Here is a 14,418-nt window from a genome sequence, read left to right on the forward strand (position 1 = left end):
GAAAAGCGGCCTCAGGCCGGGGGTGCGACCGACAGGCCCTTCACCTTGTGGCGCTCGATGAAGCCGCTCACCAGGCCGGATTTCTTGGCCTGCTCGACGAAGCCCGCGAGGAACTTGGCGCCCTCCGCATTGGCCCTGGCCGTGCCGACCGCCTGCTGCACGGCGGTGAACTTGCCGTCGAGGATCCTGAGCTCGGGATGCTTCTCGACGTCCTTGAGGAGACCCGGCCGCAAGCCGGCCAGCACGTCGAGCTTGTCGTCGTAGAACCTGCGGAACGCGCCCTCGAGGCCGGCTACCTGGATCAGCTCTGCATGGCGGATGTTGTTCTCCAGCCACAGCCCGTAGGCCGAGCGCGCCGACACCGCGATGCGCACGCCTTTCCTGTCGACGTCGGCGATCGCTTTGATCGGCGAGCCCGGCGGCACCATGTAGGTCGCCTCGATCTCGACATAGGCCGCCGTGAAGGCGATGGTCGCCGCGCGCTGCGGCTCGGCGCCGATCAGGCCGATGTCCCACACGTTCTTGCCCGACTGGTCGGCGAGCTCGCCCGGCGTCTTGAAGGTGACGTACTTCACCGGCACGCCGAGCGCGTCGGCGATGGCGCGCGCCATGTCGGGCGCCACGCCCTCGGGATCGCCCGAGGCGCTGCGTCCGGTCACCAGCAGGAAGTTGGAGAGGTTGATGCCGGCACGCAGAACGCCGGTCGGCGCCAGCTCGGCTTTCACTTTGTCGTTCATGGCGCCAGTCTATACTCATTCGCGACGGGAGAAGAAGCGGACATGACGGACGAGGTGATCGTCGACACGACGCACGGCCGCGTGCGCGGGCGGCGCGAGCGCGGCGTCGGCGTCTTCAAGGGCATCCCCTATGCCGCGCCGCCGGTCGGACCGCGTCGCTTCCGGCCGCCGCACGCGGTCGAGCCGTGGAGCGGCGTGCGCGACGCGCTCGCCTACGGCGCGAGGTCGATCCAGGCCGACAACGTGTTCGGCCTGCCCGACGACCTCTTGAGGCTCTTCACCCTGGGCGGCCGCGAGAAGACCGACGAGGATTGCCTCTATCTCAACGTCTGGACCTCGGGCCCCGGCGGCGCGAAGCGGCCGGTGCTGTTCTGGTGCCACGGTGGCGCCTTCATCACCGGCTCGGGCTCCTCGCCGTGGAGCGACGGCGCCAATCTCTGCCGCCTCGACGACGTGGTCGTGGTTTCCTTCAACCATCGCCTGGGCGCGCTCGGCTATCTGCATCTCGAGGACATCGCGGACGGAGGCTTCGCCGGCGCCGGCACGGCGGGCGTGCGCGACATCGTGGCGGCGCTCGGATGGGTGCGCGACAACATCGCGGCCTTCGGCGGCGATCCCGGCAACGTCACGATCTTCGGCGAATCGGGCGGCGGCGCGAAGGTGAGCGTGCTGATGGCGCTGCCCTCGGCCCGCGGGCTCTTCCACAAGGCCGTCATCCAGAGCGGCCCGGCGGTGCAGATGGCCGATCGCGACGACGGCACGAAGACGGCGCGCCAGGTGCTCGACCGGCTCGGCCTTGCGCCGGCCGACGCCGCGCGGCTGCGCGAGGTGCCGGCGGCGAAGCTGCTGGAGGCGCAGAATGCGGTGCAGGCCGATGTCGGCCGCGCCTCCTTCGCCGAGCGGCGGCGGCTCGGCTTCAACCCGGTGATCGACGGCGACTTCTTCCCCGGCGGGCCGTTCGCGCCCGCCGCTCCCGACGTCTCGGCGCACGTGCCGCTGATGATCGGCTCCAACAAGGACGAGATGACCCTGTTCCTCGGCCACCTGCCGTGGATCGCCGGCGCCTCGTTCGACAACCTTCCCGAAGGCCTCGCGCCCTATCTCGGCGAGCGCACGGCGCGGGTGATCGCCGCCTATCGCGCCGCGCAGCCGGCGATGCGCGCCGACGAGATCGCCATCGCCGTGGTCGGCGACCTCGGCATCCGCCTGCCGTCGCTGCAGATCGCCGAGCGCAAGCTGGCGCAGAGGGCGGCGGACGTGTTCGTCTATCTCTTCGCCTGGCAGACGCCGGTGCTGGGTGGACGGCTGCGCTCCTGCCACACGCTCGAGATCCCGTTCGTCTTCGCCAACCTCGATACGGCGGCGCTGACCGGCGACGATCCGGCGCGGCTGGCGCTCGGCGAGCGCATGCCGCGCGCCTGGATCGCCTTCGCGCGGACCGGCGATCCCGGCTGGCCGCGCTATTCGACGGCCGAACGGCCGACCATGATTTTTGACACCGCGAGCCGCGTCGAGGCCGATCCGTTCGGCGCCGAGCGGCGGGTCTGGGAGGACAAGCCATGAAGATCGTCGACGTCACGCTCACCCTGTTCGCCTGGGACGACATCCCGCCGACGCAGTACGGCAGCCACAGCAAGTTCGCCGGCTCGAGCGCGCTCGGCCTGCTCACCCTGCGCACCGACGACGGCGTCGAGGGCCACGCCTTCCTCGGCTCGGCGTCCAACGCCGCGACGACCGACGGGCAGGGGCTGATCACGCACCTGAAGCCGATGGTGATGGGCCGCGATCCGCTGCAGCGCGAGGCGGTCGTGGCCGACCTGTGGCGCCGCCAGCGCAATGCGGGCGTGCGCGCCATCGGCGCGGTCGACGTCGCGCTGTGGGACCTCGTCGGCAAGGCGATGGGCCAGCCGATCCATCGTCTGCTCGGCACCTATCGCGAATCGGTGCCGGCCTATGCCAGCTCCGCCGTGCTCTCCTCGGCGGAGGCCTATGCCGAGCAGGCGGTCGAGTTCAAGGAGTACGGCTGGGCGGCCTACAAGATTCATCCGCCGACGCGCTGGCGCGACGACATCAAGGTCTGCGAGGCGGTGCGCAAGGCGGTCGGCGACTACACCATCATGCTCGACTCGACCTGGGCCTACGATTTCCCCGCCGCGCTCCGGGTCGGCCGCGCCGTCGAGGAGATGGGCTTCTACTGGTACGAGGATCCGCTGCACGACCAGGACATCTACAACTACGTCAAGCTCAAGCAGGCGCTCTCGATCCCGATCCTCGCCACCGAGTATCCCATCACCGGCCTGGAGAGCTACCAGCCCTGGCTCATGCTGCAGGCCACCGACTACCTGCGCGGCGACGTCGCGGTGAAGGGCGGCATCACCACCCTGGTCAAGACCGCGCACCTCGCCGAGGCCTTCCGCATGAACTACGAGGTCCATCATGGCGGCAACTCGCTGAACAACGTCGCCAACCTGCACGTCATCGCCTCGATCCGGAACACCGAGTTCTTCGAGGTCCTGCTGCCCGACGGCGCGCAGAAATACGGCCTCGAGCAGGACATCGTCGTCGGCCGCGACGGCATGGTGCACGTGCCCAACGGTCCGGGCCTCGGCGCGGCGATCGACTTCAAGCTGATCGAGCGGAAGAGGATGGCGATCCTGACGTGAACATCTATGTCGACGCCGACGCCTGCCCGGTGAAGAACGAGATCTATCGCGTTGCCGAACGTTACCGGGTCAAGGTCTACGTCGTCAGCAACTCCTATCTCGGCGTGCCGCAGGATCTGCGCATCGAACTGGTGGTCGTGAGCGACAGCTTCGACGCGGCCGACAACTGGATCGCCGACCGCGTCGGGTCGGGCGACATCGTCATTACCGCCGATATTCCGCTCGCCGACCGCAGCCTGAAAGCGGGAGCCACCGTCATCGGCAACACCGGCCTGCCTTTCACGACTTCCTCGATCGGCATGGCGATGGCCAACCGCGAGCTGCTGTCGAACCTGCGCGCCATGGGGGAAGTGACGGGTGGACCCAAGCCCATGACGCAGCGCGATCGTTCGCGGTTCCTGTCGACGCTCGACGAGACGATTCAGCGGCTGCGGCGGTAGGCGTTCCCGGTCCTCGCGGCCGGCTACGCCGCTTTGGTCTTGAGCACGTCCCAGGCGCGATGGAAGGCCTGGGCCATCTCCTCGGCGGGCACCGCGCCGGAGAACAGCACGTGGCCCTGCAGGGCGAAGCTCGGCACGCCCTGGATGCCGGCGTTGCGCGCCATCTGGTCGCCCGCCAGCACCTCGCGCTTTGCGTCCTCCGAGGCGAGCAGCGCCGCGACCGCCTCGCGCTCCAGCCCGCCGCGCTGGCCGAGCTCGGCCAGCACCGTGTCGTCGCCGATGTCGGCGCCCTCGCAGAAATAGCCCTGGAAGAGGGACTCGACGACGCCGTCCTGCACGCCCTTCTGGCCGGCCAGCCGGATGACGCGATGCGCGTTCACGGTGTTGGGCGTGCGGGTCAGGCGCTCGAGATGGAACTCCAGCCCGACCGCGGCGGCGGCCTCGCTGACACGCTGGTCGAGCTGGCGCGAGCGCTCGAGGCTGCCGAACTTGGCGATGCGGTACTTCTCGCGCTCGACGCCCTCGGCCGGCATCTCGGGATTGAGCTGGAAGGGGTGCCAGGCGACGATGAAGTGCAGCTTGTCCCTGGCGAGGATGTCGAGCGCGCGCTCGAGCTGGCGCTTGCCGATGTAGCACCAGGGACAGATCGCATCGGAGATGACGTCGATGCGGCCGGTGGGTGGGCGGCCGATGGTTTGGGTTGCGTCCATGGCTGTTTCCTTCCCTATTGCGGTTCAGCCTATACCCGCGTCGAATCGCGGGCAACGAGGAGACCCCGATGGAAAAGCCCGCCTACCGCTCCGCCCTGATCGTCGGCACCGGCCCCGGCCTCAGCGCCTCGCTCGCCCGGCTGTTCGCCCGCAACGGACTCGCCGTCGCCGTGGCCGCGCGCCAGACCGACAAGCTCGCCGCGCTGGCGAAGGAGACGGGCGCGTCGGTTCACGCCTGCAACGCCGCCGATCCGAAGGAAGTTGCCGCGCTGTTCAAGGCCGTCGAGGCGAAAGGCCGGGCGCCCGACGTGGTGGTCTACAACGCAAGCTCGCGCGTGCGCGCGCCGCTGATCGATGTCGCGCCCGAGGACGCGCGCCGGGCGCTGGAAATCTCCGCCTTCGGCGCCTTCCTGGTGTCGCAGGAGGCGGCGCGCCGCATGCTGCCCAACAAGCACGGCGCGATCTTCCTGACCGGCGCGACGGCGGGCGTGAAGGGCTTCGCGCAGTCGGCCACCTTCGCCATGGGCAAGTTCGCGCTGCGCGGCCTCGCGCAATCGATGGCGCGCGAGTTCGCGCCGCAGGGCATCCATGTCGCGCATTTCGTCATCGACGGCGGCATCCGGAGCGCTGCGCGCCCCGACTCGTCCGACACCCTGCTCGACCCCGACGCCATCGCCGAAACCTATTGGGCGACCTTGATGCAGCACCGCAGCGCCTGGAGCTGGGAGATCGAGGTCCGCCCCTGGGTGGAGAAGTTTTAGGAGTCTGTCGTCCTGAGCGGAGCGAAGGACCTGGTGGAACGACCGGCGATTTTGCTGCCGGCGAGAGATCCTTCGCTTCGCTCAGGATGACAGAAAAGCCATATGCGTGTATTTTATGAAGATGAACAACCGACAGTTTTGGGTCTACATCCTCACGAGCAGCTCCGGGAACGCCATGTATATCGGCGTCACGAACAACCTTGAAAACCGAATCTGGGAACATCGCTCTGGAACCGGAAGCGAGTTCGCGAAGAAGTACCGTGTTACGCGCCTGGTCTATGCAGAGGAGTACGACAATCCGACCGACGCAATCGCCCGTGAGAAACAGCTGAAGGGCTGGCGACGGGAACGCAAGAACGGGTTGGTTCGGACCATTAACCCGATGTTCCGCGACTTGATGCCCGACACGCGTGTCGTCCTGAGCGGAGCGAAGGACCTGGTGGAACGAGCAGCGATTTTGCTGCCGGCGAGAGATCCTTCGCTGCGCTCAGGATGACAGAGGTTCTGCCAGGACTCCTCGCAGCAGCTTCAGCACCGCATGCAGGTCGTCGGCGACGTGCAGGCACTTGGCGCGCACCTCGGGCGTCGGCGGCACCATGTCGGGCACCATGATCGCCATCGTGCCGGCGGCGTGGGCGGCGGTGAGGCCGATGTTGGAATCCTCCAGGGCCACGCAATGCGCCGGCGCCACGCCGACCCGCCGCGCCGCCTCCAGGTAGACGTCGGGATGGGGCTTGGCGCGTTCGACGTCGTCGACCGTGGCGATCGCGGTGAAGCGCCCGAGCAGGCCGGCATGGGCGAGGTGGTGTTCCGCCGGTTGCCGCCGGGCCGAGGTCGCCACCGCCGTCGGCACGCCGCGCTCCCGCAGGTAGTCGAGCAGCTCGACCGCGCCCGGCTTGACCGGGATGCGATCCTCGCGCAGCCGGCGGAAATGCACCGAGAACTGTGCCCGGAAGGCGTCGAGATCGAGCTCCGGACCGTAGAACTCCCGGATCATGGCGTAGCATTCCTGCGCCGGCACGCCGATCATGGAATGGCAGAAGGCGAGCGGCATGTCGCGGCCCAGCGCCCCGGCCGCCGCCTGCATGGAGCGGGCGTAGAGCGCCTCGGTGTCGAGCAGCAGCCCGTCCATGTCGAAAAGGACGGCCTCGACGGGTTTCTCGAACATGGTTTCGTTCTAGTCTGTGCGCCGCAAACGACAAGCCGGAGAAATCTCATGCGCATCCACAATCTCTATGTCGACGCCCAGGGCGAGACCCACTTCCGCGACATCGAGGTCGAATGGAAGCACGAGGGCCCGGGCGGCAAAACGTCGGAAACCTTCAAGGCGACCGGCATCATCTTCCGCCAGACGCCGGGCACCTACGACTATGCCTGGCATCCCGCGCCGCGCCGGCAATACATCATCAACCTCGACGGCGCCGTCGAGATCACCGCGAGCGACGGCGAGAAGCGCGTCATCGGCCCGGGCGAGGTGTTCCTCGTCGAGGACACGCACGGCAAGGGTCACTTCTCCAGGGCGGTCGCCGGCAAGATGCGCCACTCGATCTTCGTGCCGATCGAGTAGGCGGGCTGATCGAGCTTCATCGGATGGCGGCATTGCCGGCCGGCCGTACGTCCGGGGAAGCGGGAATTTTCCAGCCCACGTGGTCCAAGGTTGGCGGCAAGTTCACTTCCAACGACGAAACCGTCCAAACCAGTCCTAACTACGGGGTCCACTTCAGTGCGCAGGGCGATCCATTGATACTCTTCCTGCTAGGGATGGGTGAAGGCTTACGTAAGGCGGGAGTTACTGCCGTTTTCCACCGTTTTCGGGAAACATCGCGAAAGCGGAAAACGAGACGGGGGTTCGTTCGTTGCCGCGGATTCAGTGGCCCATCGCTTCTCCGCGACAGGGACGCCCTTTCTCGTCCCTCAGCTCCTTCCTCGTCCGCGAAGGAGTGTCGGCGTCTTGTGCCGACGGAGAGGCCACCGTTTCGGGTACGGCGGCACAACCGGGGCCGACGGTCGTCGAACGGCCGTCCGATGCCGGCGCCATCGGGGTCGCTTCGATTCCATCGACCGGATTAGGCCTTCGCCGGCGAATCGACGTAGAATGACGGCATGAGCGTCCGGTCGAAGGAGCGGCGAGGGAGTTTTTGCCAGTCCTGCGTCGGCATTGTCGTGTCGCGTGCCGGCTCCCGCTCGGTCCTGCGGACGGGCTGCCGGGACTTCCCGGACTTTCCGGCCTTTCCGCCACGGAAACATGAGCGTGTACGAACGATCCTCGCGCCGGAAAGTGTCCACGTCGGTGTCCCACGAAGTGTCTCACCGTGTGTCCCACGGAATGTCCATGCGACGGGGGTGGCGCCGGGTGGGACACACGGGCCTCGAAGCCTTGTGCCATCGGCATCGAACGTGTCCCATTCGCGTGAGACAGTGGGACACAGTGGAACGCTTGCGGGGCGCCCGGGCTCGCCGCCGGCTCCGCAAAATCTGGGGTCGGGACGAATTGATGGCCGCTTTTCAATTCGGCCGGCTCAACATGTGGGACGGCGACTCCTGGCCGCTCTCCCGCCGTTGCAGGGATGGCGGCGGGTTGCCGTTCCCCGAGCGTAGGAGAAGGTCATGTCCGTCCAGACACTCACCCAACCGATCGACGAACTCGCCGCCCAGGCCAGGCGGGTGCTGCCGGGCGGCAGCTTCGGCAACATGCCGGCCGAGGTCATCCTGCGCGATGGAAGGGGTGGGCGGATCTGGGACGAGAACGGCCGGGAATACGTCGATTTCCTGCTGGGCTCGGGGCCGATGTTCATCGGCCACGCCCATCCCGAGGTGACTGAAGCGATCCAGGCGCAGGTGCCGCTCGGCACGACCTATTTCGGCAACAACCGCCACGGCATCGCGCTCGCCGAGGCGATCGTCGAGGCCGTGCCCTGCGCAGAGCAGGTGCGCTTCGTCTGTTCCGGCACCGAGGCCGATCTCTACGCCATGCGGGCGGCGCGCGCCTTCCGCCGGCGCGACAAGATCCTGAAGTTCGAGGGCGGCTATCACGGCATGAGCGACTATGCGCTGATGTCGATGGCGCCGAAGAACCCGGGCAACTTCCCGCGTGCGATTCCCGACTCGGCCGGCATTCCCAGGAGCGTCGCCGACGAGATGCTGGTGGCGGCGTTCAACGACATCGACATGGTCGAGAGCCTGATTCGAGAGCACGCCGACGAGCTGGCGGGCGTCATCGTCGAGCCGTTCCAGCGGCTGCTGCCGCCGCAGCCCGGCTTCCTGCAGGCGCTGCGCCGCATCACGGCGGAGCACGGCATCCCGCTGATCTTCGACGAGGTCGTGACCGGCTTCCGCTTCGCCTATGGCGGGGCGCAGGAATATTACGGCGTGACGCCCGATCTCTGCACCCTGGGCAAGATCGTGGGCGGCGGCTTCGCCCTCGCCGCGGTGTGCGGGCGCGCCGACATCATGAAGCATTTCGACAAGCTCGCCGTCGCCGACGAGGATTTCCTGTTCCAGGTCGGCACCTTGTCGGGCAACCCGGTCGCTTCGGTCGCGGGCCTGGCCACCTTGCAGGTGCTGAAGCAGCCGGGCAGCTACGACAAGGTGTTCGCCACGGGCCGCACCCTGATGGCGGCGTTGTCGGGCCTGCTGGAGACGGCCGGCATCCCGGCGCAGGTGGTGGGCGAGCCGCCGCTGTTCGACGTCGTGTTCACCGGCCAGCCGCTCAAGGACTATCGCGACACGCTCAAGGGCGACAAGGCGATCGCCGGACGCTTCAACCAGCTCCTGCGCGAGCGCGGCATCATGAAGGGCGAGAGCAAGTACTATGTCAGCCTGGCCCATACCCAGGCCGATATCGACCACACCGTCGGGGCGTGGAAGGAATCGATCGCCCTGCTCAGAAGCTGATCGGCTCCATGCCGCGGCGGCGCAGCACGCCCGCCTCGTCGGCCCGCGCCAGCGCCTCGAGCAGCAGCGCGGCGGCGTCGACGTCGCGGGTGCCGAGGCTGACGGCGCCGGTATAGACCGTGTAGCGCTGGATGCTGGCGGGTAGCAGGCCGACGAACTGCACGCCCGGCACGACCATCAGCTCGCTCGCCTGCTGGATGGCGATGTCGGCCTGGCCGCTCGCCACCACCTGGGCGGCATAGCCGCCGATCGCCGGCACGGTCTTGGCGCGCATCTCGAACAGGATGCCCATGTTCTGGAAGAGCTGCTCGAGATAGAGGTCGGCGGCGCCGCCGGCGTAGGGATCGACGTAGGAGACCGCGCGCGCCGCCAGCAGCACGCGGCGGAGGTTCTCGGGGTTGGAGACGTCGGGGCGGGGCGCGCTCAGCCCGACCGCGACGCCGAAGCCGGACTGGGCGAGGTCGGTGAGCGAATCGTCGTAGATCTTGCGCGTGCCGATCAGCCGCTCGATCGCCCGCTGCGGCAGCACGACGACGTCGAAAGCCTCGCCGGTCTTGTCGATGCGGTGCACCAGCCGGTTGGCCGAATCGACCGCGATCGTCACCTTGTGGCCGGTGTCGCGCTGGTACATCGCCGCCACGTCCTGGGCGACGAAGCGGTAGGCCGGAACGGTGAGCAGGCGAAGGTCGGCTGCCGCGGCGGGACCGGCGAGGGGGCCGGCGAGGAGGGCGGCGCACAGGAGGAGCAGGAAGCGCAGGACGACCTCCGTTCCGGCGTCAGGCCGGCGGCCCCATCGTGTAGGGCTTGAGCGCAGCATACATCAAGGCGTGGGCCGGCGTCGGCACGCCATGCCGGCGGCCGAGCTCGACGACCTTGCCGGAGAGCCACGGCAGCTCCAGCCGGTTGCCGCGCAGCAGGTCGACGGCCATCGACGGCATCAGCTCGGCCGGCGCGTTGCGGTTGAAGGCGAGGGTGCGCTCGACGGCGTCGGCCGGCAGCGCCACGCCGGCGGCGCGGCCGACCGCGGCCACCTCCTCGTAGGCGATGGTGAACCAGGGCGCGACGTCGGGATCGTCGCGCAGCCTGCCGACCGGCAGGCGGGCGAGCGCCATCAGGCTGGCATTGGAGGCGAGCAGGATGAACTTCATCCAGAGGTCGGTCAGGATCGACGGGCTGGCCACGCCGTCGATGCCGGCCTGCCGGCAGAGCGCGGCGAAGGCGTTGGCGCGCTCGCTCGTGCCGCTCCCTTTGTGGTTCCCGGGCAGCTCGCCGAACACCATGCGCATCACGGTGCCGGTCTGGCGGATCACGCCGGGCGCGGCGATGGTGGCGCTGATGTTGGCGACGCCGCCCATCACCGCGGGTGCGCCGAGCAGGGCGGCCAGGCGTTCGGGCGCGTCGATCCCGTTCTGCAGCGGGATCACCGCCGTCCGCGGCCCGACCATCGGCCGGATCGCCGCGCCGGCGCTCTCGACGTCCCACAGCTTGACGCAGAACAGCACGATGTCGACCGGACCGACCGTGCGCGGATCGTCGGTCGCCTGCGCCGGCTCGATGTGGCTGTCGCCGCGCGGGCTCTCGACCCTGAGCCCGTCGCGCTGCATCGCCGCCAGGTGGGCGCCGCGCGCGATGAAGGTGACGTCCGCACCCGCCTTCGCCAATGCCGCCCCGTAACCGCCGCCGACCCCGCCGGTTCCCACCACCGCAATGCGCATCACGCTCTCCTGTCTCGCCTACGTGCCGGTGGCCACGATTCCGTCGTTGAGCAGCATGTCGATCTCGTCGCGGCCGTAGCCGTGCTCGGCCAGGATCTCGGCGCTGTGCTGGCCGGCGACGGGGGCGGTGCCGCGCAACGTGCCTTCGATTGCCGGCGGCATGCCGGGCAGCCGCGGCACCGGCACCGGCCGGTCGATGCCGGCCTGTGCCAGCCACTGGATCAATCCCGTCTCGCGCACCTGCGGCTGCACGAGGAAGTCGGCGTAGCTGTTGAGCCGCTCGTGCATGAGCCGCGCGGCAGACAAGCGCGCTGCCCATTCGTCGAACGATCGCGCGGCGATCGCCGGCCGCACGATGCCGTAGCAGGCGACGTCGTTCTGCAGCCGCAGCGCCGGCGTGACGAAGCGTGGATCGTCGGCCAGCGCCGGCATCTCCATCGCCGTGCAGAGGCTCCGCCAGTCGCGATCGTTGATGGCGAGGATGGTCATCCAGCCGTCGGCCGTGCGGAACACGCCGCCGGGAACGCCGCCGGGCGTCATCGTGCCGCCCTCGAGCGTGCAGGCCATGAGGCGGATCGACTGCAATGCGGCGGCCGACTGCATCAGGCTGACGTCGAGATGGCGTCCGCGTGGCTCGTCGCGCCGCGCGTACAGCGCCGCCGACAGGGCCTGGAAGGCGTAGAGCGCCGTCGACATGTCGACCACGATCACCGGCACGCGATGGGGGACGCCGTCCTCGCCCTTGTTCTCCGCCATCAGCCCGGTATAGGCCTGCAGAACCGGGTCCATCGCCGGCCGCTCGGCGAGCGGGCCGCTCTGGCCGAAACCGGAGATCGACAAATAGAGGAGGCGCGGATGGCGCGCCGCCACCGCCTCGTAGCCGAAGCCCAGCCGCTTGATCACGCCGGGGCGGAAGCCCTCGAGAAAGACGTCGGCGCCGTCGAGCAGGCGCCACACGACCTGCTTGCCGGCCTCGCTCTTGAGGTCGACCGCGATGCTGCGCTTGCCGAGATTGCCGATGACGGAAAAGGCCGTGTGGTTGCCGTAGCGCACGCCGAGCACGCGCGCCCAGTCGCCCTCGCCGATGCCCTCGACCTTGATCACGGTGGCACCGTGCTGGGCGAGCAGCATGGCGCAATAGGGTCCGGCGATGCCCTGGCTGAGGTCGATGACCTTGAGGCCGGCGAACGGTGCGTCGTAGCTCATGGTGCGAGCCTAGCCCGGTTCCGCCCGTCGCATCAGGACATCGACGTGAGCCGCCACCGATTCGGCGAGCGCGGCGAGGTCGTAGCCGCCCTCCAGGGCCGACACGATGCGGCCGCGCGCATGACGATCGGCGATGCCGACCAGCTCGCGCGTCAGCCAGGCGAAGTCCTCGGTCTCGAGCTCGAGCTGGGCGAGGGGATCGCGCCGATGGCCGTCGAAGCCCGCCGACACGATCACCAGGTCGGGGCCGAAGCGGTCGAGCCGCGGCAGGATGCGCTCGCTCCAGGCCGTGCGGAACTCGTCGCTGCCGCTGCCCGGGCCGAGCGGCACGTTCACCACGTTGCCGTCGAGACCCTGCTCGCGCGCCGATCCGGTGCCGGGATAAAGCGGCGCTTGATGGGTCGAGCCGTAGAACAGGCTGGCGTCGATGTCGGCCACCGCCTGCGTGCCCTGGCCGTGATGGACGTCGAAGTCGAGAATCGCCACCCGCCCGATGCCGTGCGTTGCCTGGGCATGGCGCGCACCGACGGCGACGTTGTTGAACAGGCAGAAACCGCCGGGAACGGTCGGCGTCGCATGATGGCCGGGCGGTCGCACCGCGGCGAAGGCGGCGCGGGCCTCGCCACGCGCCACCGCGTCGACACCGGCGACGACGGCGCCGGCGGCACGTACGGCCGCCTCGGCACTGCCCCGGCTCATCACCGTGTCGGCGTCGATCATGGCGAGTTCACCCTCGGTCGGCCGCACGCCGAGGATCGCTTCGATGTAGCCGGCGGGATGGACGCGCAGCAGTTGTTCGCGCGTCGCTTCGGGCGCAGCGGACCGGGCGAGACCGGCGAAGCGCTCGTCCTCCAGCGCGGCGAGCACGGCGCGCAGCCGGTCGGCGCGCTCCGGGTGGTATTGGCCCGTGTCGTGCCCGAGGAAGGCGGGATGCGTGATCAGCAAGGTGGACACGGTGCTCGTCGATGACTTGCTCATGCCGCAGTCTAGCACCGACCCGTTGACGCACCGCAGCCGGAAAGCCACTTTCGCTTCGCCATGCCCATTCCCAGTGCGCTCGCCTGCGTTCGTTGCAGCGCCCGCTACCCGATCACCCACTATGCCGAGGATTGCCCGATCTGCCGCGCCAGGGGCGCCCCGGCCAACCTCACGGTGGCCTACGACGAGCGTCCCGGCGAGGGCCTCGACCAGGAACGGCCACCGCACCGCCCGGGCTCGATGTGGCGCTGGGACGATTTCCTCCACGCCTCGGCCTCGGAGGCCGTCAGCCTGGGCGAAGGCAACACGCCCCTGTTGCCGGCCCCGTCGCTCGGTCTGGGCGACGTGTGGATCAAGGATGAGTCGCGCAATCCCACCTGGTCTTTCAAGGACCGGCTCGGCTCGGGCGCGCTCACCATGGCCCGTCGCTTCGGCGCCAAGGTTGTCGCCTCGAGTTCGTCGGGCAACGCCGGCGCCTCGGCGGCCGCTTACGCCGCCAAGGCCGGCCTGCCCTGCGTGGTATTCACCTTCGTCGGATCGGCCGGCCCGATGGTGACGCAGATGCGGTCCTACGGTGCGATGGTGGTCAAGGTCGCCGACCGCGCCGACCGCTGGCGCCTGCAGACGCTCGGCGTGCGGGAATTCGGCTGGTACCCGACGTCGCCCTTCTTCGGGCCGGTGGTCGGCTCCAACCCCTATGGCATGGAAGGCTACAAGACCATCGCCTACGAGATCGCCGAGGCCTTCGACTGGCAGCCGCCCGACTGGTGCGTGCTGCCGGTCTGCTACGGCGACGCGCTCTATGGCATGTGGAAGGGCTTCGAGGAGCTGAAGGCGCTGGGCTGGATCGGCCGCACGCCGAGCTTCGTCGCGGCCGAGGTCTCGGGCTCGCTGCCGCGTGCGCTCGAATCGGGCGATACCATGCCGCCCGAGGTGGCGCGCAACGCACCGTCGATCGCGACCTCGATCGGCGCCGTGCAGGCGACGGTGCAGTCGCTCGACGTGCTGCGCCGGAGCAAGGGCACGGCGGTCACGGTGAGCGATGACGAACTGCGGGCCTGGGTGGTCAGGCTCGCCGCCAAGGAAGGAATCTGGGCCGAGGCCTCGTCGGTCGCGCCCTTCGTCGCCATCGAGCGACTGCGCACGCTGGGCACCATCAAGCCGCACGAGCGTTGCGTGGCGCTGCTGACGGCGAGCGGGCTCAAGGATCCCGGGCCGATCGAGCAGGCGCTGCCCGAGCCGCCGCTCGTGACCGGCGGCCTCGCGGAACTGATGGCCGCCTTGATGAACAGCTACGGCTTCGCGGGGACCTGA

15 protein-coding genes are annotated in these 14,418 nt (G+C 69.0%); 8 read left to right on the plus strand and 7 right to left on the minus strand.

What is annotated here, in order from left to right:
- Positions 1-11: 11 nt before the first annotated feature.
- On the minus strand, positions 12-737 hold the full coding sequence (locus KIT25_01105; protein ID UYN95575.1) for a transporter substrate-binding domain-containing protein: 726 nt from the start codon (positions 735-737) through the stop codon (positions 12-14).
- A 42-nt stretch (positions 738-779) separates the two neighbouring features.
- Here KIT25_01105 and KIT25_01110 point away from each other — a divergent pair, with 42 nt between their 5' ends.
- From KIT25_01110 to KIT25_01120, 3 genes are read left to right on the plus strand one after another with little or no spacing between them, the layout of a single operon-like run.
- Positions 780-2,300: a carboxylesterase/lipase family protein gene (locus tag KIT25_01110; protein UYN95576.1), complete on the plus strand. Its 1,521-nt coding sequence runs from the start codon at positions 780-782 to the stop codon at positions 2,298-2,300.
- Positions 2,297-3,400, plus strand: coding sequence for a mandelate racemase (locus tag KIT25_01115; GenBank protein UYN95577.1), 1,104 nt, complete (start codon positions 2,297-2,299; stop codon positions 3,398-3,400). Before KIT25_01110 ends, KIT25_01115 begins: the two co-directional genes overlap by 4 nt.
- Complete coding sequence (locus KIT25_01120; protein ID UYN95578.1) at positions 3,397-3,840, plus strand: YaiI/YqxD family protein; 444 nt, start codon at positions 3,397-3,399, stop codon at positions 3,838-3,840. Before KIT25_01115 ends, KIT25_01120 begins: the two co-directional genes overlap by 4 nt.
- A gap of 23 nt (positions 3,841-3,863) precedes the next feature.
- Here KIT25_01120 and KIT25_01125 read toward each other — a convergent pair whose 3' ends face one another.
- Positions 3,864-4,550: a DsbA family oxidoreductase gene (locus KIT25_01125; protein ID UYN95579.1), complete on the minus strand. Its 687-nt coding sequence runs from the start codon at positions 4,548-4,550 to the stop codon at positions 3,864-3,866.
- A gap of 68 nt (positions 4,551-4,618) precedes the next feature.
- On the opposite strand from KIT25_01125, the gene KIT25_01130 reads away from it, so the two are divergent.
- The gene (locus tag KIT25_01130) at positions 4,619-5,311 is read left to right on the plus strand and encodes an SDR family NAD(P)-dependent oxidoreductase (protein UYN95580.1); all 693 of its coding nucleotides are present in this window, start codon (positions 4,619-4,621) and stop codon (positions 5,309-5,311) included.
- Between the two features lie 121 nt (positions 5,312-5,432).
- Entirely contained in the window at positions 5,433-5,807 is a 375-nt protein-coding gene (locus tag KIT25_01135; GenBank protein UYN95581.1) for a GIY-YIG nuclease family protein, read from the plus strand.
- On the opposite strand, the gene KIT25_01140 is transcribed toward KIT25_01135, so the two are convergent.
- Positions 5,799-6,479, minus strand: coding sequence for an HAD family phosphatase (locus tag KIT25_01140; protein ID UYN95582.1), 681 nt, complete (start codon positions 6,477-6,479; stop codon positions 5,799-5,801). The genes KIT25_01135 and KIT25_01140 overlap by 9 nt on opposite strands.
- Before the next feature lie 48 nt (positions 6,480-6,527).
- Between KIT25_01140 and KIT25_01145 the strand changes: the two genes are divergently transcribed.
- Together KIT25_01145 and KIT25_01150 are read left to right on the plus strand one after the other, a co-directional pair.
- Positions 6,528-6,878 carry a hypothetical protein gene (locus tag KIT25_01145; protein ID UYN95583.1) on the plus strand — a complete coding sequence of 117 codons (351 nt, stop codon included), beginning with the start codon at positions 6,528-6,530 and terminating at the stop codon, positions 6,876-6,878.
- Positions 6,879-7,918: 1,040 nt separating this feature from the next.
- Positions 7,919-9,205 (plus strand): aminotransferase class III-fold pyridoxal phosphate-dependent enzyme, encoded by a 1,287-nt coding sequence (locus KIT25_01150; GenBank protein ID UYN95584.1) that lies wholly within the window; start codon positions 7,919-7,921, stop codon positions 9,203-9,205.
- On the opposite strand, the gene KIT25_01155 is transcribed toward KIT25_01150, so the two are convergent.
- Genes KIT25_01155 through KIT25_01170 form a run of 4 tightly spaced genes read right to left on the minus strand, consistent with a single transcriptional unit; the run spans position 9,195 to position 13,080 of the window.
- Positions 9,195-10,022 carry a substrate-binding domain-containing protein gene (locus KIT25_01155; protein ID UYN95585.1) on the minus strand — a complete coding sequence of 276 codons (828 nt, stop codon included), beginning with the start codon at positions 10,020-10,022 and terminating at the stop codon, positions 9,195-9,197. The two genes, KIT25_01150 and KIT25_01155, sit on opposite strands and share 11 nt — an antisense overlap.
- Positions 9,982-10,920 (minus strand): 2-dehydropantoate 2-reductase, encoded by a 939-nt coding sequence (locus tag KIT25_01160; GenBank protein ID UYN95586.1) that lies wholly within the window; start codon positions 10,918-10,920, stop codon positions 9,982-9,984. Before KIT25_01160 ends, KIT25_01155 begins: the two co-directional genes overlap by 41 nt.
- Positions 10,921-10,938: 18 nt before the next feature.
- The gene (locus KIT25_01165; protein UYN95587.1) at positions 10,939-12,126 is read right to left on the minus strand and encodes a CoA transferase; all 1,188 of its coding nucleotides are present in this window, start codon (positions 12,124-12,126) and stop codon (positions 10,939-10,941) included.
- A gap of 9 nt (positions 12,127-12,135) precedes the next feature.
- Complete coding sequence (locus tag KIT25_01170) at positions 12,136-13,080, minus strand: histone deacetylase family protein (GenBank protein ID UYN97787.1); 945 nt, start codon at positions 13,078-13,080, stop codon at positions 12,136-12,138.
- 84 nt (positions 13,081-13,164) lie between these two features.
- Here KIT25_01170 and KIT25_01175 point away from each other — a divergent pair, with 84 nt between their 5' ends.
- Positions 13,165-14,418 carry a pyridoxal-phosphate dependent enzyme gene (locus tag KIT25_01175; protein UYN95588.1) on the plus strand — a complete coding sequence of 418 codons (1,254 nt, stop codon included), beginning with the start codon at positions 13,165-13,167 and terminating at the stop codon, positions 14,416-14,418.

Source organism: Enhydrobacter sp. (genome assembly GCA_025808875.1).
Taxonomy (GTDB): Bacteria; Pseudomonadota; Alphaproteobacteria; order Reyranellales; family Reyranellaceae; genus Reyranella.